General features: G+C 53.7%; 21 protein-coding genes, 1 tRNA gene, 1 rRNA gene and 2 riboswitches. Of the genes, 20 read left to right on the top strand and 3 right to left on the bottom strand.

The genetic code is table 11. The features are described 5' to 3' along the window. The first annotated feature begins 31 nt into the window (after positions 1-31). From rrf to thiH, 10 genes are all read left to right on the top strand, one after another. Positions 32-147 (top strand): 5S ribosomal RNA (rrf, locus tag EIZ48_RS20580). Positions 148-445: 298 nt separating this feature from the next. After that, on the top strand, positions 446-571 hold the full coding sequence (locus EIZ48_RS29775; RefSeq protein WP_275690384.1) for a hypothetical protein: 126 nt from the start codon (positions 446-448) through the stop codon (positions 569-571). A 193-nt stretch (positions 572-764) separates the two neighbouring features. Then, a tRNA-Trp gene (locus EIZ48_RS20585) sits at positions 765-841 on the top strand. Positions 842-1141: 300 nt separating this feature from the next. Then, positions 1142-1205: riboswitch (Fluoride riboswitch) on the top strand. A gap of 85 nt (positions 1206-1290) precedes the next feature. Next, positions 1291-2661 carry a voltage-gated chloride channel family protein gene (locus tag EIZ48_RS20590; protein ID WP_160655638.1) on the top strand — a complete coding sequence of 457 codons (1371 nt, stop codon included), beginning with the start codon at positions 1291-1293 and terminating at the stop codon, positions 2659-2661. A gap of 103 nt (positions 2662-2764) precedes the next feature. Continuing rightward, positions 2765-2862: riboswitch (TPP riboswitch) on the top strand. 138 nt (positions 2863-3000) lie between these two features. Further along, entirely contained in the window at positions 3001-4923 is a 1923-nt protein-coding gene (thiC, locus tag EIZ48_RS20595) for a phosphomethylpyrimidine synthase ThiC (RefSeq protein WP_160655641.1), read from the top strand. Then, positions 4923-6173, top strand: a complete 1251-nt coding sequence (locus tag EIZ48_RS20600) for a thiamine phosphate synthase (RefSeq protein ID WP_160655644.1) — start codon at positions 4923-4925, stop codon at positions 6171-6173. The genes thiC and EIZ48_RS20600 overlap by 1 nt, the downstream gene beginning before the upstream one ends. After that, positions 6163-6924, top strand: a complete 762-nt coding sequence (locus EIZ48_RS20605; protein ID WP_160655858.1) for a HesA/MoeB/ThiF family protein — start codon at positions 6163-6165, stop codon at positions 6922-6924. Before EIZ48_RS20600 ends, EIZ48_RS20605 begins: the two co-directional genes overlap by 11 nt. 6 nt (positions 6925-6930) lie before the next feature. Then, positions 6931-7152 (top strand): sulfur carrier protein ThiS, encoded by a 222-nt coding sequence (gene thiS, locus EIZ48_RS20610; protein WP_160655648.1) that lies wholly within the window; start codon positions 6931-6933, stop codon positions 7150-7152. Further along, complete coding sequence (locus EIZ48_RS20615; RefSeq protein WP_160655651.1) at positions 7153-7923, top strand: thiazole synthase; 771 nt, start codon at positions 7153-7155, stop codon at positions 7921-7923. A gap of 9 nt (positions 7924-7932) precedes the next feature. Continuing rightward, the gene (gene thiH / locus EIZ48_RS20620) at positions 7933-9045 is read left to right on the top strand and encodes a 2-iminoacetate synthase ThiH (protein WP_160655653.1); all 1113 of its coding nucleotides are present in this window, start codon (positions 7933-7935) and stop codon (positions 9043-9045) included. A gap of 135 nt (positions 9046-9180) precedes the next feature. On the opposite strand, the gene EIZ48_RS20625 is transcribed toward thiH, so the two are convergent. Both EIZ48_RS20625 and EIZ48_RS20630 read right to left on the bottom strand, forming a co-directional pair. After that, on the bottom strand, positions 9181-10968 hold the full coding sequence (locus tag EIZ48_RS20625) for an aminopeptidase P family protein (protein ID WP_160655655.1): 1788 nt from the start codon (positions 10966-10968) through the stop codon (positions 9181-9183). Positions 10969-11124: 156 nt separating this feature from the next. Then, complete coding sequence (locus tag EIZ48_RS20630; protein WP_160655658.1) at positions 11125-12081, bottom strand: LysR substrate-binding domain-containing protein; 957 nt, start codon at positions 12079-12081, stop codon at positions 11125-11127. A 116-nt stretch (positions 12082-12197) separates the two neighbouring features. Between EIZ48_RS20630 and EIZ48_RS20635 the strand changes: the two genes are divergently transcribed. Continuing rightward, a complete protein-coding gene (locus EIZ48_RS20635; RefSeq protein ID WP_160655661.1) occupies positions 12198-13400 on the top strand; it encodes a multidrug effflux MFS transporter in 1203 nt (400 codons plus the stop codon). Positions 13401-13475: 75 nt separating this feature from the next. On the opposite strand, the gene EIZ48_RS20640 is transcribed toward EIZ48_RS20635, so the two are convergent. Next, the gene (locus tag EIZ48_RS20640) at positions 13476-14369 is read right to left on the bottom strand and encodes a DMT family transporter (RefSeq protein ID WP_160655861.1); all 894 of its coding nucleotides are present in this window, start codon (positions 14367-14369) and stop codon (positions 13476-13478) included. Between the two features lie 311 nt (positions 14370-14680). On the opposite strand from EIZ48_RS20640, the gene rmuC reads away from it, so the two are divergent. The 9 genes from rmuC (at position 14681) to hemB (ending at position 22703) form a co-directional block, all read left to right on the top strand. Next, positions 14681-16231, top strand: coding sequence for a DNA recombination protein RmuC (rmuC, locus tag EIZ48_RS20645; RefSeq protein ID WP_240153046.1), 1551 nt, complete (start codon positions 14681-14683; stop codon positions 16229-16231). A gap of 73 nt (positions 16232-16304) precedes the next feature. After that, positions 16305-17060, top strand: a complete 756-nt coding sequence (gene ubiE / locus EIZ48_RS20650; protein ID WP_075762130.1) for a bifunctional demethylmenaquinone methyltransferase/2-methoxy-6-polyprenyl-1,4-benzoquinol methylase UbiE — start codon at positions 16305-16307, stop codon at positions 17058-17060. Positions 17061-17067: 7 nt separating this feature from the next. Continuing rightward, the gene (locus tag EIZ48_RS20655; RefSeq protein WP_160655664.1) at positions 17068-17673 is read left to right on the top strand and encodes a ubiquinone biosynthesis accessory factor UbiJ; all 606 of its coding nucleotides are present in this window, start codon (positions 17068-17070) and stop codon (positions 17671-17673) included. 6 nt (positions 17674-17679) lie between these two features. After that, the gene (gene ubiB / locus EIZ48_RS20660; protein WP_160655864.1) at positions 17680-19314 is read left to right on the top strand and encodes a ubiquinone biosynthesis regulatory protein kinase UbiB; all 1635 of its coding nucleotides are present in this window, start codon (positions 17680-17682) and stop codon (positions 19312-19314) included. 68 nt (positions 19315-19382) lie between these two features. After that, the gene (tatA, locus tag EIZ48_RS20665; protein ID WP_160655667.1) at positions 19383-19631 is read left to right on the top strand and encodes a Sec-independent protein translocase subunit TatA; all 249 of its coding nucleotides are present in this window, start codon (positions 19383-19385) and stop codon (positions 19629-19631) included. Positions 19632-19634: 3 nt separating this feature from the next. Further along, the gene (tatB, locus tag EIZ48_RS20670) at positions 19635-19973 is read left to right on the top strand and encodes a Sec-independent protein translocase protein TatB (RefSeq protein WP_075762133.1); all 339 of its coding nucleotides are present in this window, start codon (positions 19635-19637) and stop codon (positions 19971-19973) included. An 11-nt stretch (positions 19974-19984) separates the two neighbouring features. Then, positions 19985-20740, top strand: a complete 756-nt coding sequence (gene tatC / locus EIZ48_RS20675; RefSeq protein ID WP_160655670.1) for a Sec-independent protein translocase subunit TatC — start codon at positions 19985-19987, stop codon at positions 20738-20740. 70 nt (positions 20741-20810) lie between these two features. Continuing rightward, positions 20811-21605, top strand: a complete 795-nt coding sequence (gene tatD, locus EIZ48_RS20680) for a 3'-5' ssDNA/RNA exonuclease TatD (protein WP_160655672.1) — start codon at positions 20811-20813, stop codon at positions 21603-21605. 51 nt (positions 21606-21656) lie between these two features. Further along, positions 21657-22703 (top strand): porphobilinogen synthase, encoded by a 1047-nt coding sequence (gene hemB / locus EIZ48_RS20685; RefSeq protein ID WP_160655676.1) that lies wholly within the window; start codon positions 21657-21659, stop codon positions 22701-22703. Position 22704 lies beyond the last annotated feature (1 nt).

The following is a 22704-nucleotide window of genomic DNA, read 5'->3' on the forward strand; positions in this document are numbered from 1 at the left end:
ACTTGCTACGGCAGGTAATAAAACGAATTTGCTTGGCGACCATAGCATTATGGACCCACCTGATCCCATGCCGAACTCAGTAGTGAAACGTAATAGCGCCGATGGTAGTGTGGGGTCTCCCCATGTGAGAGTAGGACATCGCCAGGCTCCAAATATAGAGAGAAGGCCACCTGAAAAGGTGGCCTTTTTTCGTTTCTCTATGCGGTACTGAGATATACATCAGCCTTTCCCTTCGCATCCTCATCATAACCGTGTATTAGCAACGCTGCTAATTTATACAATTCTATATATTTATCTTTGGTCTATTCATATTTATGCTCGGTCTGTTAATTGTTAACCGATTGTTTTGTTTGTTTTTCTTGTTATCATTTTGTACCTGTAACGTATAAATAACAGGCTCTGAATAAAGGCCGATAACTACAAAGTAAAGTCAATGAGGTTCAATATGTCTGAGTTCGAAATGTTGGTAATGACAGCACTTGCCTGTCTGGGAATGGGAATGCTGGTTGTCGGTCCTGCAGTTGTGGCGTTCGCCGTCTACAAGAAGAAAAAGGCACAAGCGGCACTGTAGCCTGTGGATGAGTACCTTGAGAAAAATCAGAGATTGAACGCTAAATGAATGATTTGATTGTTATCCGTGCATTTGGATGTAAATTTTAATTATTCTTGAATTAACTCTGGTAATTCTCGGCTAGCTGTATAAAATACTCATCACTTCCTAAGGAATGAGTTAAATTCTGGGAAGTCGCTGAAAACAGCACTACAGGGGTGTAGCTCCAATTGGCAGAGCAGCGGATTCCAAATCCGCGTGTTGGGAGTTCGAATCTCTCCACCCCTGCCACATTCAAGGCTCTAGCAGAAATGCTGGAGCCTTTTTCGTATATGCAGTATCGAAGTTTGATTTACTTCGTAATTTCATCTGTTGCTTCTGCGAAGCAATGTTGGGAGCTGGATCGCCAGCCCGGTCGAATCTCTCCACCCCTGCCACATATAAAAGCCTCGACAGAAATGTCGGGGCTTTGCTGTATCTGGACGATGTGAAAGTTGTTCAAGGTCAACCCAAATGGGTAAACATGCATTTTACGCTTGTTGCATCTGGGAATTACCGATAGCATACGACAGTTGTTGCTAACAGCCACTGTTAGTAACGGGTGATGGAGTTCCACCTTTAACCGCTCGACTGAGATGATGACTCCTGCTGTAGTAGGATAGATCCGTCTATGGTGGGGCCCGGTCATTTGCCATAGCATCTATCCTTGAACATATTCCCAAATGAGATAGAAACTTGGTATGGCACACCCACTAAGCGCTAATCCTAAAACTTTTGTCCAGATCCTGAGATGGACGCTTCTTATTATCCCTGTTGCCGTTATTGTCGGCTCTCTAAATGCCTTTTTCCTGTGGATCCTTAGCCTCGCCACTGAAACACGAATCGATAATGCGTGGTTGATTTACCTATTGCCGCTAGCAGGCATTGTCATTGTGTATTGCTACCGTAACCTCGGTAAGAACTCCGAAGGTGGAAATAACCTGATCATGGACGAAATCCATGAGCCTGGCGCAGGCATCCCTACACGTATGGGGCCGCTGGTATTAATCACGACAGTGATCACTCATTTGTTTGGCGGTTCAGCCGGGCGTGAAGGGACCGCAGTGCAGATTGGCGGGGCGACAACACATTGGCTAGCCCGAGTGTTTAAACTGAACGAAGCCGATACGCGTCTGATATTAATAGCCGGTGTCGCTGCTGGCTTTGGTGCGGTGTTTGGTACACCGCTGACAGGGGCTATTTTTGCCCTTGAAGTATTGGCGATTGGTCGCTTGCGCTACGATGCTATTATTCCTGCTCTATTTGCTGCCATTCTGGCAGATGTTGTATGCAGCGCGTGGGGGGCGCACCATACGCATTACCGGATAGACTTCCTGGAGACCATCACGCTGTTCGAGCATGCCATCAAAGTCGATATCGTGATGATCGCGAAGATTGTGCTGGCGGCCATTGCTTTTGGTTTGGCTGGGTACCTGTTTGGTGAGCTGACCCATGTGTTTAAAGACATTTTCAAAGCGACGCTGAAGAACCCTTACCTGATTGTTGTCGTGGGTGGCTTGATCGTGATTGGCGCAGTGCAGTTGATCGGTAACTATGACTATATCGGCCTCGGTGTTTATTCGAGCCGGGAAGGGGGAGTCAGTATCCTTAGTGCATTTACCGAAGGCGGCGCGGAATGGTATAGCTGGTTGCTAAAGCTACTGCTGACGGCGATTACTCTGGCTGCCGGTTATAAAGGCGGTGAGGTAACCCCGCTGTTCTTTGTCGGGGCGACACTCGGCAATACCATGGCTTGGCTGCTGGGTGCTCCTGTCGATCTGTTTGCAGCACTAGGGTTCCTGGCTGTGTTTGCTGCGGCCACTAATACACCGCTGGCTTGTACCATTATGGGGATCGAGCTGTTTGGTGCCGACCATATGCTGTATTTCGCCATTGCCTGTTATACCGCCTATTACTTTAGCGGTCATACCGGTATTTATTCTTCCCAAAGAGTGGCTGTGCCGAAATTGTTTGACCTGGATGGAGCGCCGACAATCACCCATAAGTTAGGTGAGTTACGAGATACGCATTCGTCCTTGCTTAAAACAGTGGTGAAAAAGTACACCAGATAATTATCGGGCCGCATGACAGTGCGGCCCGAATTGTTTTTACATCCGCTAAACATTTTCTGTCGATTGCTCTTGCTGCTGATAGCCTGCTTACCTATACTCTTCTCTCAACTTGTCGGAGTGCCAACTGGCTGAGACCGCATTGCGGGATCCGTAGAACCTGATCAGGCTAATACCTGCGAAGGGAACAAGAGAAAAATCTTCTGTTTAGCTGCACCTTTATGAACCATAAAACTGTAGCTGCGGTACCAGATGACGCTGCACACCCTACGTGTACGCCTCTTGTTTAAGCACCAATCCGTCAAGCAACTTCCCCCTATATGGAATATAAAGGAAATTGCTATGTCGAGTCGCAAACAAGCGAGACTGGAAGCTAAACAATTTATTGATTCACTGACTGCCCAACCTTACCCCAACTCCCAGAAAGTCTATGTGCAAGGGAGCCGTTCTGATCTCCAGGTGCCAATGCGCGAGATATCGCTGTCGGATAGTTTGGTCGGCGGTACAAAACAAGAGCCTGTCTTCGAGCCGAATGAGCCGGTGCGTGTTTATGACACCTCGGGCTATTACACCGACCCGGCGCAAGCGGTTGATATCTATGCCGGGCTACCGAAAGTACGCGAAAACTGGATTGCCGAGCGTGCCGACACCGAGTTACTCGATGAGCTCAGCTCCGCTTATTCCAAAGAGCGCCTGGCCGATGAAACGCTGGATGAACTGCGTTTTGCCGAGGCGAACCGTATACGCCGTGCCAAAGCGGGTAAGTGCGTAACCCAATTGCACTATGCTCGCCAGGGGATCATTACGCCGGAAATGGAGTTTATCGCGATCCGAGAAAACATGGGCCGGGCCAAGTATCGTGACGAAGCCCTGAACCAGCAGCACCCGGGGATCAGCTTTGGGGCCAACTTGCTGGAAGAGATCACGCCGGAATTTGTTCGCCGGGAAGTGGCAGAAGGTCGCGCTATTATTCCTGCCAATATCAACCACCCGGAAATCGAGCCTATGATCATTGGCCGTAACTTTCTGGTAAAGGTGAATGCCAATATTGGTAATTCCGCCGTGAGCTCGTCTATCGAGGAAGAGGTGGAGAAGCTGGTATGGTCGACCCGCTGGGGCGGCGATACGGTGATGGATCTGTCTACCGGTCGTAACATCCATGAAACCCGAGAGTGGATCATCCGCAATAGCCCGGTACCGATCGGTACGGTTCCTATGTATCAGGCACTGGAGAAGGTGAACGGGATCGCCGAGAACTTGAACTGGGAAGTCTTCCGCGACACGCTGCTGGAGCAGGCTGAGCAAGGGGTCGACTACTTTACGATCCATGCCGGTGTCTTGCTACGTTATGTCCCGATGACAGCCAAGCGAGTCACGGGGATTGTCTCCCGTGGTGGTTCTATCATGGCCAAGTGGTGTCTGGCTCATCATCAGGAAAGCTTCCTGTATGAGCATTTTCGCGAGATCTGCGAAATCTGTGCCCAGTACGACATTGCCTTGTCACTGGGTGACGGCTTGCGTCCGGGCTCGGTGGCTGATGCCAATGACGAAGCTCAGTTTAGCGAATTACGCACTCTCGGTGAGCTAACCAAAATTGCCTGGGAATATGATGTGCAGGTGATGATTGAAGGCCCGGGTCATGTCCCGATGCACATGATCAAAGAAAACATGGAAGAGCAGCTCAAGCATTGCCATGAAGCGCCCTTTTATACCCTTGGTCCGCTGACTACCGATATTGCGCCTGGCTATGATCACATCACCTCGGGGATTGGTGCGGCGATGATTGGCTGGTACGGCTGTGCCATGCTTTGTTATGTCACACCGAAGGAACATTTGGGATTACCTAATAAAGACGATGTAAAAGTGGGTCTGATCACGTACAAGCTATGTGCTCATGCGGCAGACTTGGCAAAAGGTCATCCGGGTGCCCAAGTTCGTGATAATGCATTGTCTAAAGCGCGCTTTGAATTTCGCTGGGAAGATCAATTTAACCTAGGTTTAGACCCGGATACGGCGCGCGCCTATCATGATGAAACTCTACCTCAGGAGTCCGGAAAAGTGGCTCACTTCTGTTCAATGTGTGGACCCAAATTTTGTTCGATGAAGATCTCGCAGGAAGTGAGGGATTATGCCAGCGATCTGGAAAAGAACGAGGAGCAGGCCATCAAGCTGCTTGATGATCCTCTCGAAGGTATGCAGCAGAAAGCCGATGAATTCCGGGCTCGAGGTAGTGAGTTATATCACCCTGTTCAAGAGGATAGTTAATGAGCTCTTTATGTTTACCCGATAGTTTAACGCCACTGCTGATGCATGTGGAACCTTTGCTTGCCGCGGCTGATAAATATCAGCTGGGCGAGCAGGTGAGTGTGGAGTGGAGCGAGTCGGAGACTGTCGATATTCAGATCGAAGAGCGTCAGTTCAGCCTGGTGTTTAACCAGGCTGAGGCTGATATTGCCGGTTATAAGGTGCTGGATCAGTGGATTGCACCTTATCCGGAACTTTGCGAGATACAGCAGCAAGTGGCTGCTGACCCGTCTTTGGTGATTTGCGGTTTGCCGACCGAAAAGGGCTGTGTCGATATCTGGCACCACAATGGCGAGGCGAGAGCCGTCTATTGCCACCATGCCGGTGCCAGTGAACCACAGCGTGCCATGTTGCTGGCCGCGTTGGCGCTGGATTATCCGTTGGAAGATGCGGTCACGCTGTCTCGTGCCCATGCCCGCGGTTACTTTGAAAGTCATGCGGATGGCTATGGTGAAACGGGCTGGCCAATGAACCGTGAGTTGTTCCCGCGTCCGCTCACCGCCAATCATCAGGAAGTGGATAAACTCGGCTGGAGTAGCAAGGAAGTGGCGGTAGCACCTTTTGCCGCGACAGATCCTGCCAAGCTGGCACTGTATCCGGTAGTGGATTCGGCGGAGTGGGTGGAGCGCTTGCTATCGATGGGAGTGACCACCACTCAGCTGCGGATCAAGGATCCGGCCGAGCCGACTCTGGAAGCCCAGGTTAAGCAAATCATTGCTGCCGGAAACCAGCATCAGGCCCAGGTGTATGTGAATGATTACTGGCAGTTGGCTATCAAGCATCAGGCCTACGGGGTCCACCTTGGGCAGGAAGATTTGGAAACGGCTGATTTGCAGGCAATCCAGCAGGCCGGTTTGCGCCTGGGGCTGTCGACCCATGGCTATTATGAAATTTTGCGGGCGGTCGAGTTCGCGCCGAGTTATATCGCGCTGGGACATATCTTCCCGACTACGACCAAAGAGATGCCGTCCAAGCCACAGGGGCTGAATCGTCTGGCGCTATACCAGAAGCTGATTGGTGATCAGTTCCCTACCGTGGCCATTGGCGGCATTGACTTGGCTCGGGCTGAAAAAGTCTGGCGCACCGGTGTCAGCAGCGTGGCGGTGGTTCGCGCGGTGACTCAGGCCGACGATACCCAGGTTGCGGTTGACGCCTTTAACCAGTTGTTGGTTCGCCATGAGCATACCAAGGGTGGCGATGATGCTCAGTGATCAGGCGTTTCTACGCTATAACCGCCAGATCATGCTGCCTGAGATCGGCGAGCAGGGTCAGCAGTTATTGGTTGAAGCGCAGGTGTTACTGGTCGGTGCCGGCGGGCTGGGTTCGGCGGCTGCGCTGTATCTGGCCGGGGCCGGTGTCGGCAATATTATTATTGCTGACGATGACGAGGTCGACAGCTCGAACCTGCAGCGTCAGGTGATCTACCGTGACAGCCACAAGGGGCAAAGCAAGGTACAGGCGGCGGCAGAACAGCTCAAGGCGCTGAATCCGGAAATTCGGGTTCGTCCGGTCCAGGTTCGGCTTGCCGATCAGAGACTGGCGATGGAAGTAGCGCTGGCAGATGTCGTGCTTGATTGCTCCGATAACCTTGAAACGCGCCATGCGGTTAACCGCGCCTGTTTTCGTGCCAACAAAGCCTTGATATCAGGCGCCGCGATTCGCTGGCAGGGACAGTTGATGGCCTTTGATTTTCGTCAGGGCCAGGGGCCTTGTTATCACTGTCTGTTTCCATGGCAGCCAGATGCGCCGCAGGAGCCGCAGAACTGCAGCAACTCCGGTATTGCCGGCCCGGTTGTTGGCATGATGGGAACCATGCAGGCGCTGGAGACGATTAAGCTGATCACCGGTGCTGGCGAGGTCGCTTTTGGTGCCCTGCAGCAGTTCGACGGGCTGACGATGGCATGGCAGAGGTTCAACCTCGCTCAAGATAAACGGTGCCCGGTATGTGGCACAGGAGAATAACGAATTATGACAGACACAACATCCGTCATTCAGGTACAGGTCAATGACAAACCTGTGAGATGCCCGGAAGGACAGAGCCTGACAGCGTTGCTAACCATGCTGGAAATGCCGTTGCAGGCAACGGCGGTGGCGCTGAATGACGATATTGTTGTCCGCAGCGAGTGGGACAGCACATTACTTAATACGGGCGATCGTATTGCCTTATTCCAAGCTATTGCCGGAGGCTAAATGCTTACTATTGCAGACAAGACGTTTTCATCCCGCCTGTTTTCCGGCACGGGAAAATATGCCAACAGTCAGGCAATGGCGGACTCTATCATAGCCTCCGAGTCAGAGCTGGTCACCATGGCCTTAAAGCGGGTCGATATCGAAAATCGTGATGATGATATTTTGGCTCCGCTTGTGGCTGCCGGGGTGAACTTGCTGCCTAATACCTCGGGTGCAAAGAATGCAAAAGAAGCCGTCTTTGCCGCAAAACTGGCGCGCGAAGCGCTGGGAACAAATTGGCTGAAGCTGGAAATTCACCCGGACCCGAAATACCTGATGCCCGATCCGATTGAAACTCTGGCAGCTGCTGAAGAACTGGTGCGTGAAGGCTTTATCGTATTGCCTTATTGCCATGCCGATCCGGTGTTGTGTAAACGGCTGGAAGAGGCCGGTTGTGCGGCGGTGATGCCGCTTGGGGCTCCAATAGGTTCCAACAAGGGACTGGCATCGCGTGACTTTCTGGAAATCATCATCGATCAGGCGCGGGTGCCGGTAATAGTCGATGCCGGTATTGGTGCTCCTTCCCATGCCGCCGAAGCGATGGAGATGGGGGCCGATGCGGTGTTGGTCAATACCGCGATTGCGGCCGCGGCCGATCCGGTTGCCATGGGCAAGGCCTTCAAGCTGGCTGTTGAAAGTGGTCGCATGGCCTATGAAGCAGGGCTGGCCGGTACGGTTAACCATGCGATAGCCTCCAGCCCGCTGACGGCTTTTTTGGATCAGAGCGCATAGGGGAACGGCATGAGTTACGTTGATGTCTGGAAGCAGCTTGAGTGGGATGATATCCGGTTGTCGATTTACAGTAAAACGGCGTCGGATGTCGAGCGTGCCCTGCGCAAACCCAAGCGCGATTTGGAGGATTTTAAGGCCTTGATCTCGCCTGCGGCCGAGCCCTACCTGGAACAAATGGCGCAGCAGTCGGCTGCGCTGACCCGCAAGCGGTTCGGCCATACGGTTTCCTTTTATGTGCCGCTCTATCTGTCGAACCTGTGTGCCAATGCCTGTACCTATTGCGGTTTTTCGATGGAGAACCGGATCAAGCGCCGGACATTGACTAAGTCTGAAATCGCCCGAGAATGTCAGGCTATCAAAGCGATGAATTTTGACAGTGTGCTGCTGGTGACCGGCGAGCATGAGCGCAAGGTCGGGATGACGTATTTCCGTGAAGCGGTGCCGGCGGTCAAAGAGCAGTTTAGCTATCTGGCCATGGAAGTTCAGCCGCTGGACCAGGATGAGTACGCCGAGCTGAAAACCTTGGGGCTGGACGCGGTGATGGTCTACCAGGAGACCTACAGCGCATCAACCTACGCCGAGCATCACTTGCGGGGCAACAAGATGGACTTTGAATACCGGCTGGAAACACCGGATCGCCTGGCGAAGGCCGGGATTGACAAGATAGGCATAGGTGCCCTGATCGGGCTGGAAGAGTGGCGCACGGACTGTTTCTATGTCGCCAGCCACCTCGACTACCTTGAGCGCACCTACTGGCAGACCCGCTATTCCATCTCGTTTCCGCGGCTAAGACCTTGTGAAGGGGGCTTGCAGCCCAAATCCGTTATGGATGATCGCCAACTGGTACAGCTGATCTGTGCCTACCGGCTGTTTAACCCGGAAGTGGAGTTGTCGCTATCGACCCGTGAGTCGCCACAGTTTCGAGATAATGCGTTGCCGTTAGGGGTAACCAGCATGTCGGCCGGATCGAAAACACAGCCGGGCGGCTATGCCGATGACGAGCCGGAACTGGAGCAGTTCTCGATCAGTGATGAACGTTCGGCTGCCGCTGTGGCGGAGGCGGTCAAAAAGCATGGCTTCGAGGTGGTGTGGAAGGACTGGCACCATGCCTACTCGGGTTAGCGGACAGTTGTTATTTGGCTCTATATCTATAAACTCCGCGCTTCCTCTTTGTACTAGAGCCAAATACTGAACAGTCTATATAAGAACGCCCGCGAGAATGCGGGCGTTGTGGTATCTACAGCTTGAGATGAGCTGTTAGCGCTTAAGCGGTGCAGTTGCCTGTGCCAGCCAAGCTAGATCATCACCTTCCAGTGCCGGGCTGATAACCTCGAACACTGCCTTGTGGTAGTTGTTTAGCCATGCCAGTTCGACATCTGTCAGCAGGCTCATATCGACTAGGCGGCGATCGATAGGGGCGCGGGTCAGTGACTCAAAGCCCATGACTGTCATATCGCCAGCAGTTTCTACTTCAACAACCAGTTCTAGGTTCTCGATACGGATACCAAAGGCATCGGCGCGGTAGTAACCCGGCTCGTTCGATAGCACCATACCCGGTAGCAGGGCGGTTGGGTTGTGTACTTTGGCAATGCGCTGCGGGCCTTCGTGGACACTCAGGAAGTGACCGACACCGTGACCGGTACCGTGGTCATAGTCAAAACCGTGTGCCCATAGGTGCTGGCGAGCTAGTGCATCGAGCTGGGAGCCGGTGGTGCCTTTCGGGAACCGGGCCGTAGCCAGGGCAATATGGCCTTTCAGTACCAGGGTGAAGGTTTGTTTGACCTCGTCACCCGGCTGGCCGATAGCGATGGTACGGGTAATATCTGTTGTACCGTCTGGGTACTGGCCGCCTGAATCAACCAGGTAGACATTGTCCATTTCCAGAACGCTTGGCTCCGGCTGGTTCAGGTGGTTGTAGTGGCACATGGCAGCATTGCCGCCGGCGGCCGAAATTGTATCGAAGCTCACATCTGTACAGCTGGTGTCCTGAATACGGAACTGCCACAGCTTGTCAGACAGCGTACCTTCGTCCAGTAGGTTACCTGCTGCAACCTGGGCATCAACCCATGCCAAGAACTTGGAGACAGCGACACCATCGCGAATATGGCAGGCTTTCATGCCGGCAATTTCTGTCGGGTTTTTCGCCGCTTTAGGTAGCAGGCATGGATCGGCTGCTTCAATCAGGCTGGCACCGGCATCACGCAGTACCTGAGCGGCCCAGGCGTTGCTGGTGGCCGGGTCAATTAATACCGGTTTGCCGTTCAGAGACTGAAGGCCCGCTTCCAGTGCTTCTGGCTTATGGATACGGACACCTTCACCGACATGGGCGGCAAACTCTGCAGGTAGACGCGCCGGGTCGATGTAGAAGTCAACGCTCTCGTCAGCATGGATGATTGCTGTTGATAGCAATACCGGCAGGCTAGGTACATCGCTGCCGCGGACATTCAATAGCCAGGCGATGCTGTCTACCTGAGTCAGCAGGGCCGCTTCGGCTTTTTGTTTTTTTAGCTCGGTTGCAATGTTGCTGCGCTTGTCGGCGCTGCTCTGGCCCACGAAATCCAGACCCATCAGTTTGGCATCGGACAGGGTCGCTGCCGGACGGTCATGCCACAGGGTATCGATAGGGTTGGCATCAACACAAACAAGCTCAAGGGCTCCGGCCTGGCTTTCGGTGGTTCGAGCCAGCCAGGCGCCGCTGTGCAGGCGGGCATCAATAGCCACTTTGCTGCCGGCAGCCAGATTATCCTGGGTCCACTGGACCGGTGGCTCGTCAATCAGATGGCGGTATTCGAAAACGTCGCCCGGTACCTGCTTACGGACCTGAACAACATAGCGACCGTCAACAAATACAGCTGCTTTTTCACGCGTGATCACTGCCATACCGGCCGATCCCGTAAAGCCTGTTGCCCACAGCAAACGTTCGTTATGGGCCGGGATATATTCGCCGAGGTATTCATCTTCATGAGGAATAAGCAAAGCGTCTAGCTGGTTGTCGGCCAACCACTGGCGGATCTGCTCAACACGTTGTGAGATAACTTCTTGCATGTTTTGAGGTTCCTTGTTTTTGCCGCCGTCTGAATGACGGAATGAATGCCAACCTGAAGAAATCAAAGCAAGGCGACGAGTAATGAGACAGGTTGCCTTGCACTGAGTTGTTCAGGCTGCGGCCATAACGTTAGCGCTTTTGCAAGTCGGCTGCAATTAGGTGGTAGACAAATCACGACATCGGCTGATGATTAACTCCCTTAACCAACTGTGTCCAAGGTCTTTTTCTTGATGTTGATGCCAGAAAAGCGTGTATGCCATAGCAGGAAGTTCTGGTGGAAGCGGTAATACCACGAGATCGAGCTGGGCGGTGATGTAATGGGCAAAGTGGCTCGGGGCGGTAAATACAAGATCGGTATGGGTGCATAAACTGGCGGCACTGTTGAAATCGGGCACGTACATCGCGATGTCACGGTGCAGGCCTTTCTCGGCCAGTTTGTAGTCCAGCAGCCAGCGATCGTCCTGCCCGCAGCGGACCTGGATATGGCGTTGTTCGAGGTAGTAGTCCTGATCCCACTCCCTGTCGGTCTGGCACAGGATAGGGTGGCCCTGGCGGACAATACAGCGCTGGGTATCACGGCATAACTCCTGGAACACAATTCCTTTCGGCGGCATCAGGGTCAGCATCGCGTCCTTGGGGTTGAGATCCTTGCCGGTGATCCCGAAATCAATTTCGCCCCGCTGGAGCCGATCAAAGGTATTGGGCTCCCATGCCTGGGTATCGAGAATGATATTGGGTCCTTTGGCAAAAATCTCCCCCAAGAACTGCGGCAGAAAAAGCGGGTAGGCGCTCTCGACCAGGGCCATTTTGAAATGGCGCTCGCTGGTCTCGGGAATAAACTCTGCCGGGGCGGTGAGCAGTTCGACTTCTCGCAGCAGGTGATCGAGCAGGGGAAGCAGCGCCTGCGCCCGGGGAGTTGGTGCCATACCGTGGGCGGTACGGGTAAAGAGCGGATCGCTAAACTGCTCGCGCAGGCGTGTCAGACTTTTGCTGACCGCCGACTGACTGAGGTTAAGCCGTCTGGCGGCATGGGTCACACTGCGTTCTTCCAGCAGGACATGGAGGCAAACCAGCAAGTTGAGATCGATACGGGCAAGTTTTTCAAAAGACACAACAAAACCTCAGGCAGAGTGATATTCCAGAATGGAAATTCTGATTTGAATATAAACCATTTCTGTTCATATCTCTAAGGGCTTAGACTGCCGCCATAACAAGAGAGGAAAGTCACATGAAGCCTGAAAACACGCAGTCCGGAACAAGGTTGGTTGCCCTGATGGTCACCCTTGTCCTGTTTAGCCCACTGGCTATCGATATCTACCTGCCCGCCCTGCCGGCGATGGCTGAGACCTTCGCGGTTGACGCCACCCGGGTTCAGGATACGGTGACCTGGTTTATGTTTAGCCTCGGCCTGGGACAGCTATTGGCAGGCCCGCTGGCTGACCGTTTTGGACGTCGCCCTATTGCTCTGGGCGGAGTAAGTATTTATGCCCTCAGTGCGGCGATGGCGTACTGGGCGCAGACACTGGATTTATTGCTGGTGGCTAGACTGCTGCAGGGGTTCGGCGCCTGTGCAACCTCGGTGGCTGCCTTTGCCGCCGTTCGCGACAGCTTCGGGCCTGAGCGTAGCGGCCGAATGATCAGCTACCTCAATGGGGCGATCTGCTTTATTCCGGCATTGGCACCGCTGCTGGGTTCGTGGCTGACCCATGAATTTGGCTGGCGTTCGAACTTCAGCTTTATGGCTGGTTTTGCCCTGGTAGCCGGTACCTTCCTGACCGTCTTTTTCAAGGAAACACGCCCGGCGGAAACCAAGGTTGATGGTGTGCTGTTCAGTGCTGAACGCTATATGTCGGTGCTGCGCGAGCCGGTGTTTTTGTTCCACGCTACGCTTTGTATGCTGTCGATGGCGGTGATTCTGGCCTATGTGACCTCGGCACCGGTATGGCTGATGGTGGAGCAGGGACAGAGCATGGGACAGTTTACAATGTGGTTCGGAGTGAATGCTGCCCTGAATATTCTGGCCTGTATGGTAGCACCCAAATACATGGATAAGTTTGGTACCCGCAACACCCTAAACCTCGGTTTGCTGATGCTGATTGGCTCCGGTGCGGCGATGCTGGTACTGAGCAGTATTCACCAGGCATGGGCCTTTATGGTGCCTATCTTTATGTCGTCTTTTGGTTTTGCCTTTGTTTTGGGCTCGGCGGCAGGTAAGGCGCTGGCACCGTTCGGTGACCGTGCCGGCACGGCGGCGGCATTGCTGGGGCTGTTCCAGATGAGCGGTGCCGGCATGATGGTGAGCCTGACTCAGCGTCTGGATTTAACCCCGCCGATGCTGCTGACGCTGCAGATGTGGTTATTGGTTCCCGGTCTGTTGATCCTGTGGTCAAAGCTGGGTCGCCGCTGGCATGCTGTCGCAACAACCAGCTAAGAACACTGAATTTATAACTAGACGCCTTTTCCCTGCAGGGCGCTGGGTCTCGACAACCCTTCTATGATTTGCCTGTCACGCTGTGGCAGGCTTTTTTTTGCCTTTCCATTGTTGGATCAGCAGTCCGCAGACAATCAGCACCAGTCCGGCAAGGGTCGAGGGGTGGATTTCTTCGCCGATGATGGTTGCCAGCAACAGCAGGGAGATAAATGGCGAAATGAAGATCAGGTTGCTGATCCGGGCTGTGTTGCGGGTGAGCCTCAGGGCATTGAGCCACAGGACGAACGTCACGCCCATCTCAAACAGTCCGACATAGCTGACAGCAAGCCAGCCTTGCCACGGCACGCTTGGCCAGTTGCCGAGATAGAGGCTGAGGCCGACAGAGAAAGGCAGCGAGACCAAAAAGCCGAGCAATACGCCCAGTACGGGATCGGCCTGGTTCTTGGCATTGAGGATCCAGTACATGGCCCACAGCAGGGTGGATAACAGTGCCAGCGCGACCCCGGCAGGGTTATCAAACTGCAAGGCCATGATATCGCCTTTGGTCGCGATCACCACCACACCCAGGTAGCCTAAGCCACAGGCGACCCAGTCCTGTTTGCGAATTTTCTGGCCGAGAAACACCGCGGCCATCAGAGTCAGGGTAATGGCCCAGCTGTAGTTGAGGGGTTGGGCCTGCGAGGCCGGCAATAGGTCATAGGCTTTGAACAGGATCAGATAATAGGCAAAGGGATTGATCAAGCCGAGCAGCAGATAATAGAAAGGGCGGGCCATGAACGTGCGGCCCAGCAGATGTAGCTTGCCCTGAAAGAAAGCAATAATTATCAGTGCGATAGCGGAGACCACACTGGCAGCCACCATCATTTGGATCGGGCTGAAGAAATCAAGGGTGATCTTAAATGCCGTGGCAACCGTCGACCAGAGTAGAACTGCTGCCAACCCATATCCGAGAGCGTAACGTTCGTTCATCATTCATCCATCATCTTTTTGTCTGCTTTTATATCAGAAGTCGCAGCACGGGTTATTCATAATATTTAGGTCAATAGGCCTAGAGCGCAGTCTATTCGATTGTCGATAGCCCGACCAGATCGCGGTTTCTCAGGCTGTGACAGCAAGCCCAATCATTCTGCCTGACGGATTGCAGCTCCCGTTCCTGGCCGCTTTACTGGCCATAATAGCTGGACATTTATCCAGTATCCACTTAGCCTTTAGCACAGAATAAATCGAGAATGAGCTCGTCTGACAGTCATCATTCTCGCTATTAATTAGGGTTGGAAATCATGATAACTGAGTGGCTCACAGGAGCGGAGCTGGCTGTTGTTGCAGCACTGTCCGGAGCAACCGTAGCCAGTGTGATCACGGCATTATGGATGAAAGGCCGCTGGCAGCAACAAGCGCAATTGCTCCGCCAGCAGGCAGAAGCGGATGCCCGCCTGGCCCAAAGTCAGGAACAGCATTATCAGGCTCAGCTTGCAGAGCGAAACCAGGATCTCGATGAACTGGATGTCGAGCGGGACCGCCTGACGTCCGAGTTGCGCCAGATGCATGCCCGTCTGGCGGCGGCATTGGAAAAAATGCGCCATTTCGAAGCGCTGAAAAATGAGAAACAGTACCTGACCGAACAGCTGGAGAATGCCCGGCTGGCCAATGCCGGGTTAGAGGCGGATCTGCGCGAGCAGGAGGCCCGTCATTTCGAAGAGCAAAGAGCAGCAGATGACAAGATTGCCTTGCTGGAAAATGCCGAAGAGCGGTTGCGGGTCCAGTTTGAAAGTCTGGCCAACCGGCTGTTCGAACAGAAAACCCGAACCGTCGACGAGCAGAACAAGCTCAGCCTGGAGCACCTGCTCAGCCCGCTCAAAGAGCAGCTGGAGGGCTTTAAAAAGCAGGTGACCGACAATTTCAGCCAGGAAGCCCGTGAGCGCCACACTCTGGTGCATGAGATCAATAACCTGAAGCAGCTCAACGAACAGATGGCCCGTGAGGCGATCAACCTGACCCAGGCCCTGAAAGGGGACAACAAGGCGCAGGGGAACTGGGGCGAAGTGGTGCTGGCCCGGGTACTGAGCGAATCCGGGTTGCGGGAAGGCCATGAGTACCAGACCCAGATCAGCCTGGAAAACGAAGAGGGTAAGCGCTACCAGCCGGATGTGGTTGTGCGCCTGCCACAGGAGAAGGACGTGGTGGTCGATGCCAAGATGTCGCTGGTTGCCTATGAACGCTTCTTCAATGCCGAGACAGCGGCCGAGCAGGAGTTGGCCCTGAGCGAGCACGTGGCATCGGTGCGAAGTCATATGCGCGGCTTGAGCCGTAAGGACTATCACCAGCTGCATGGTATTCGCAGCCTGGACTACGTACTGATGTTCATCCCGGTCGAACCGGCCTTTCAGGCGGCAGTCGAAGCCGACCCGAGCCTGATCCGTGATGCCATGGATCAAAATATCATGCTGGTCAGCCCGACAACTCTGCTGGTGGCTCTGCGTACGATCAATAACCTGTGGCGTAACGAGCGGCAGAACCAGAATGCCAAGCAAATTGCCGAGCGGGCCGGCAAGCTCTATGACAAGCTGCGCCTGTTCGTGACGGATATGGAAGCGGTCGGGGCATCGCTCGACAAAGCGAACCTGAGCTACCAGGGAGCAATGAATAAATTGGCGACAGGGCGCGGCAATGTGATCCGCCAGGCTGAAAGCTTCAAGTTGCTGGGCGTCGAGGTCAAGCGGGATATCAGCCCTGCTCTGGCCGAGCTGGCACAAGCAGCGGTCGCTGCCACGGAAGAAAACATACCGTCGGTATTATCGCCCGTGGCCTCGGTTGCAAATGATTTACCGTAGTGCTTTGAGCAAACCGCAGCCATCAAGTACACTAAGCCGGATAATTAAACACATATAGTATGACGGATATAGCATGACGGACACCACACAAGATACGACCCATTTTGGCTATCGTACTGTAGCCAAGGAAGACAAAGCGGATCTGGTCGCGGAAGTATTTCATTCCGTAGCCGCGAAATACGACATTATGAACGACATGATGTCGATGGGTATCCATCGGGTATGGAAGCGCTTTACCATTGATTGCAGTGGTGTTCGCCGTGGCCATCGTGTGCTGGACCTCGGTGGTGGTACGGGTGATCTGACAGCTAAGTTTTCCCGTATCGTCGGCGAAGACGGCCAGGTTGTACTGGCGGATATTAATAACTCGATGCTGAAAGTCGGCCGCAGCAAGCTGCGTGATATCGGCATCGTCGGTAACGTCGGTTATGTGCAGGCCAATGCCGAAGAGCTGCCGTTCCCGGATGATTACTTTGACTGTATTACCATTAGCTTCTGTCTGCGTAATGTGACTGACAAAGACAAGGCACTGCGCTCGATGTTCCGGGTACTGAAGCCGGGTGGCCGCCTGTTGGTGCTGGAGTTTTCCAAGCCGCAGCTTGAGCCGCTGTCTAAGGTCTACGATGCCTACTCTTTCCATCTGCTACCGAAAATGGGCGAACTGATTGCCAATGATGCGGAAAGCTATCGCTATCTGGCCGAGTCTATCCGAATGCACCCGGATCAGGATACGCTGGAAGGTATGATGAAGGATGCCGGTTTCGAGCAGACCCAGTACTACAACCTGACGGGCGGTATTGTTGCCCTGCACCGCGGCTACAAGTTCTGAGGACATTATGCCATTCGATGCTTTTGTTACCGGCGCGGTAGAAACCTCGCTAAATACCCTGTTAAAGGACGACGCCGAGAGTCAGCGTCGTCTGGGACGTCTGCGCGGCAAAGTCATTAGCGTAACCATTAATGAGTTTGGCAAGAAGCTGATCTTTATTTTCAGTCAGCAAATCGACGTACTGGCAGTCTATGAAGGTGAGGTGGACTGCGAACTTGCACTGAACCTGACCGTGCTGCCGGAGCTACGTCAGCAGGCCAACCTGACTCAGATGATCAAGGCCGACAAGCTGGCGCTGGAAGGCGATATCCAGCTGGCCCAGCAGTTCTCGGCATTGCTGAGCGGGCTAAAGCCGGATGTGGAAGAGAAGCTGTCGCAATATACCGGTGATATTGTTGCCCACACTTTGGTCAGCGGGCTGAAAACTGGCGCGCAGCGTATTCGTCAGGGAGCCAGGCGACGTCAGCGCGATTTGGCAGAAGTGATCACCGAAGAATGGAAGCTTGCGCCGCAGGCGCTGGAGATAGCCCACTTTGCCGATCTGGTCGATGATTTGAAATCGGATGTTGCCCGCTTCGAGGCCCGCCTTGATCAGCTGCTGGGGCGACGCTAAATCATGATGACCTATTCGGAGTTTAAACGCCTCTATCAAATTACCACAGTGAAGCTACGCTACGGGCTGGATGAGTTTCTGCCTGACGATCCGCGGGTTAAAGCACCGAAAATGGCTCGCAAGTCACTGTTTTGGATCAAGAACCAGCATGCCGACAAACCGCTGGGTGTCCGCCTGAGGCTGGCGCTGCAGGAGCTGGGACCGGTGTGGATCAAGTTCGGCCAGATGATGTCGACCCGCCGGGATTTGTTTCCGCCGCATATCGCCGATCAGCTGGCGATGCTACAGGATCAGGTTGCCCCGTTTGACGGTAAGCTGGCAAAGCAGCAGATGGAGCAGTCGCTGGGCGGACCGCTGGAAACCTGGTTTGACGATTTTGACGAAACGCCGCTGGCATCTGCCTCTATCGCCCAGGTTCATACTGCGACGTTGAAGTCGGATGGCCGCAAGGTCGTACTTAAGGTGATCCGTCCGGATATTTTGCCGGTGATCCAAGCCGATATTAAGCTGATGTACCGGATGGCGCGTATTTTATCGCGGGCGTTGCCGGAAGCCCGCCGCCTGCGCCCGGTCGAGGTGGTACGGGAGTACGAGAAGACCCTGCTGGACGAGCTGAACCTGATGCGCGAGGCGGCTAACGGTATTCAGCTGCGCCGCAACTTTGAAGACAGCGATATGCTGTATGTGCCGGAGGTATATACCGATCTCAGCAGCGAGCGCTTGCTGGTGATGGAGCGCATCTACGGTATCCAGGTCTCTGATGTCGATGCATTGGTGGCTAATGGCACAGATTTGAAGCTGTTGTCCGAAAATGCGGTGAATATCTTCTTTACCCAGGTGTTCCGCGACAGTTTCTTCCATGCCGATATGCACCCGGGTAATATTTTTGTTGCACGAGAAAACCCGGAAAATCCGCAGTGGATTGCGCTCGATTGTGGTATCGTCGGCACCCTCAACCGGGAAGACAAGCGCTACCTGGCTGAAAACTTGCTGGCCTTTTTTAACCGAGACTATCGGAAAGTGGCCGAGCTGCACGTTGATTCCGGCTGGGTACCGAAAGACACCAACATCGATGACTTCGAGTTCGCGATCCGCACGGTGTGCGAGCCTATTTTTGAAAAGCCGCTGGCTGAAATTTCGTTTGGCCATGTGCTGCTGAACCTGTTTAATACCGCGCGCCGCTTCAACATGGAAGTACAGCCGCAGCTGGTGCTGCTGCAGAAGACCCTGTTGTATGTAGAAGGATTAGGGCGCCAGCTCTACCCGCAGCTGGACTTGTGGGATACGGCCAAACCCTTCCTGGAAGACTGGATGTCCCGTCAGGTTGGACCACAGGCCGTGATTGATGGTGTTAAAAGTAGGGCTCCGTTCTGGGCTGAAAAATTACCGGAGCTGCCGGAATTACTGTATGACAGTTTGCGCCAGGGCAATGCGCTGAACCAACGGATTGATACACTCTACGACAACTTTATGGACAGTCGGCGTTATCAGGGCCTGGCAAGGTTCTATTTTGGTATAGGTGCAACCTTGGTTGTATGTTCTGCCATACTTTTTAGTAATCATGTTGAAACTTATCCAGCGGTCTCGGCCGTTACGGGGGTCACGTTTTGGTTACTTGGGTGGCGTGCTTGCCGCAAATAGCAGGTAAAGTATGCAGCCTAAACATATCGTTTTTGTTATCAACCACAATTAGCTGAGGTAAAACAAGCATGGGTGGTATTAGTATCTGGCAATTGCTTATCATTGCATTGATCATTGTGCTTCTTTTCGGTACCAAGAAACTTCGCTCGCTGGGCGGTGATCTGGGTTCTGCCGTGAAGGGCTTTAAGAAAGCGATCGGTGAAGATGACTCGGCAGCCAAGAAAGACGCTGACGCGGATTTCGAGCAAAAGAAACTTGCTGATGATCAGCAGGGTGAGCAGGCTCAAAAGAGCCAGAAAGACAAAGAGCAGGTTTAACGCGTGTTTGATATCGGGTTCTGGGAGTTAATACTGATCTCGGTGGTGGGATTGGTAGTACTGGGGCCGGAACGTCTTCCCGTCGCGATCCGTTCGGTATCGCGCTGGGTTGGCGCTGCTCGTAATATGGCTAATTCGGTGAAAGATGAACTGTCGCAAGAACTGAAAATTCAGGAATTGCAGGAAAATCTGAAGAAGGCCGAGCAAATGGGAATGAAGGACTTGTCGCCTGAACTGCGTGATTCGGTGGAAGAGCTGAAACAAGCCGCCGCGGATGTGCAGCGTCCCTATGCTGAGAAAAACGAGCACACCTCAGCAACGACTTCTCAAAAGCAGGATTAAATTACATCACTATGTCTACAGTCGAAGAAACGCAACCGTTATTCAGCCATTTGGTAGAGCTGCGTAATCGGCTGCTGCGTTCCATTTTGAGTGTCTTAGTGGTTTTTCTTGGTCTGGTCTGGTTTGCCAACGACATTTATGCGTTTTTGTCGGCACCTTTGGTCGAGCGTCTGCCCGACGGGGCGACGATGATTGCAACGGATGTGGCATCGCCTTTCTTTACACCAATAAAACTCACTTTGGTTACCTCAGTGTTTGTTGCTGTACCTATGATTTTGTATCAGGTGTGGGGCTTCATTGCACCGGGCCTGTACAAACACGAACGTAAGCTGATCATGCCGTTGCTGTTTTCCAGCTCGTTGCTGTTCTACGCCGGGGTGTCTTTTGCTTATTTTGTTGTGTTCCCGCTCGTGTTTGGTTTCTTTACCAGCATTGCGCCGGACGGGGTACAGGTTGCAACAGACATTGCCAGCTACCTCGACTTTGTTCTGGCACTGTTTATGGCCTTCGGTATCGCCTTTGAGATCCCGGTTGCCATTATTCTGCTGTGCTGGACCGGGGCGACCGATCCGCAGAGCCTGAAGCAGAAGCGGCCATATATCATTGTGGCTGCCTTTGTGGTGGGGATGATGCTGACGCCGCCTGACATTATTTCGCAGACATTGCTGGCCATTCCGATGTGCTTGCTGTTTGAGGTTGGCTTGTTCTTCTCTCGTTTCTATATTCGTGACGGAGAAGAGGAAGACGCGGAACATGACGAGCAATAAGCGTAATGCATGACAGAAGAACCGGCCGCTGGCCGGTTTTTTTATACAAATTTCAGAGATGGATGATCACATGATAGATATCGGGGTCAACTTGACCAATAGTCGTTTTGACAAGGATCGCGAGGCGGTGGTTGAACGGGCGAAGGAGGCTGGCGTCAAAGGCTTAGTGCTGACCGGAACCTGTATCGAAGAGAGCCGTCAGGCGCAGGCGATGGCCCGCCAATGGCCGCAGTATTGCTACAGTACGGCCGGGGTACATCCTCACGATGCCAAAACGGTCTCTGATTTGGCCCTGCCGGCTATCCGCCAGCTGGCGGCAGAGCCGGAAGTGGTGGCAATCGGTGAATGCGGGCTGGACTTCAATCGAGACTTCTCGCCGCGGCCGCAGCAGGAAGCGGTCTTTGAGGCGCAGCTGGCCTTGGCGGCGGAGCTCAATATGCCCGTGTTCATGCACTGCCGTGATGCCCATGAACGGTTTCTGGCGATCCTGAAGCCGTGGCGTGACCGCCTTCCAGCCGCGGTCCTGCACTGCTTTACCGGCACCGCGACCGAACTGAAGGAGTGCCTGGCGATGGACCTGCATATCGGTATTACCGGCTGGGTATGCGACGAGCGGCGGGGGACCGAGCTGCGCGAGATCGTGCACCATATTCCGGATAACCGCCTGATGATCGAGACGGACTGTCCGTATTTGTTGCCGCGGGACTACCGGCCGAAGCCCAAGTCCAGCCGAAACGAACCTAAGTTCTTGCCGCATATCGCGTCTGTGATTGCCCAGTGCCGCAATCAGGAACCAACTGAAGTGATTGCCCGTTCTTACACGACGACTCAGGCATTTTTTGCAATCGGATCGCCCGAAGCCTGACAGAGTGGTATCATCAGCAAAAAGCGAACCAACCCATACAAGGAGTATGCAGTGTCTGTATCTATCCAGGGCGCGTTTCCAGCCCGCCGTATGCGTCGCATGCGTAAGCATGATTTTAGCCGTCGTCTAATGGCAGAAAACCAGATTTCTGTGAATGATCTGATTTACCCGATGTTTATCCTGATGGGTAAAAACCGCCGTGAAACGGTTGAGTCAATGCCTGGCGTTGAGCGCCTGTCTATCGATCTGATGCTGGAAGAAGCGGAGTATCTGTCAAAGTTGGGTGTGCCGGCGATTGCATTGTTCCCGGTGATTTCGCAGGATTTCAAAAGCACCTGTGCCGCAGAGGCGTATAACCCGGAAGGCCTGGTACAGCGTGCCGTTCGTCTGCTGAAAGAGCATGTGCCGCAGATGGGGGTGATCACGGATGTGGCACTGGACCCGTTCACCATTCACGGTCAGGACGGCATCATTGACGAGACCGGCTACGTGATGAATGACGTAACGACCGAGGTGCTGATCAAGCAGGCCTTGTCGCATGCCGAAGCCGGTGCCGATGTGGTTGCACCGTCCGATATGATGGATGGCCGTATCGGCGCGATCCGTGAAGCTCTGGAAGAGGCGGGTTACATTCATACCCAGATCATGGCCTATTCTGCCAAGTATGCCTCGAACTACTATGGCCCGTTCCGTGATGCGGTCGGCTCGGCGGGTAACCTCAAAGGTGGCGACAAGAAGACCTATCAGATGGATCCGGCCAACAGCGATGAGGCCCTTCACGAAGTGGCCATGGATGTCAACGAAGGCGCGGATATGGTGATGGTGAAGCCGGGCATGCCGTATCTGGATGTGGTACGCCGGGTGAAGACTGAGCTTCAGGTACCGACGTTTGCCTATCAGGTATCAGGCGAATACGCGATGCACATGGCGGCAATCCAAAACGGCTGGCTGAAAGAGCGCGAGACAGTATTGGAATCGCTGTTGTGCTTCAAGCGTGCCGGTGCCGACGGTATTCTGACCTACTTTGCCAAGCCGGTTGCCGAGTGGCTGGCTGAAGAGGCAGCCGCCCGTCAGGCAGACAGCGACAATAAAGCCTAAG

This window comes from Photobacterium alginatilyticum (genome assembly GCF_009910675.1).
GTDB classification, from domain to species: domain Bacteria; phylum Pseudomonadota; class Gammaproteobacteria; order Enterobacterales; family Vibrionaceae; genus Photobacterium; species Photobacterium alginatilyticum.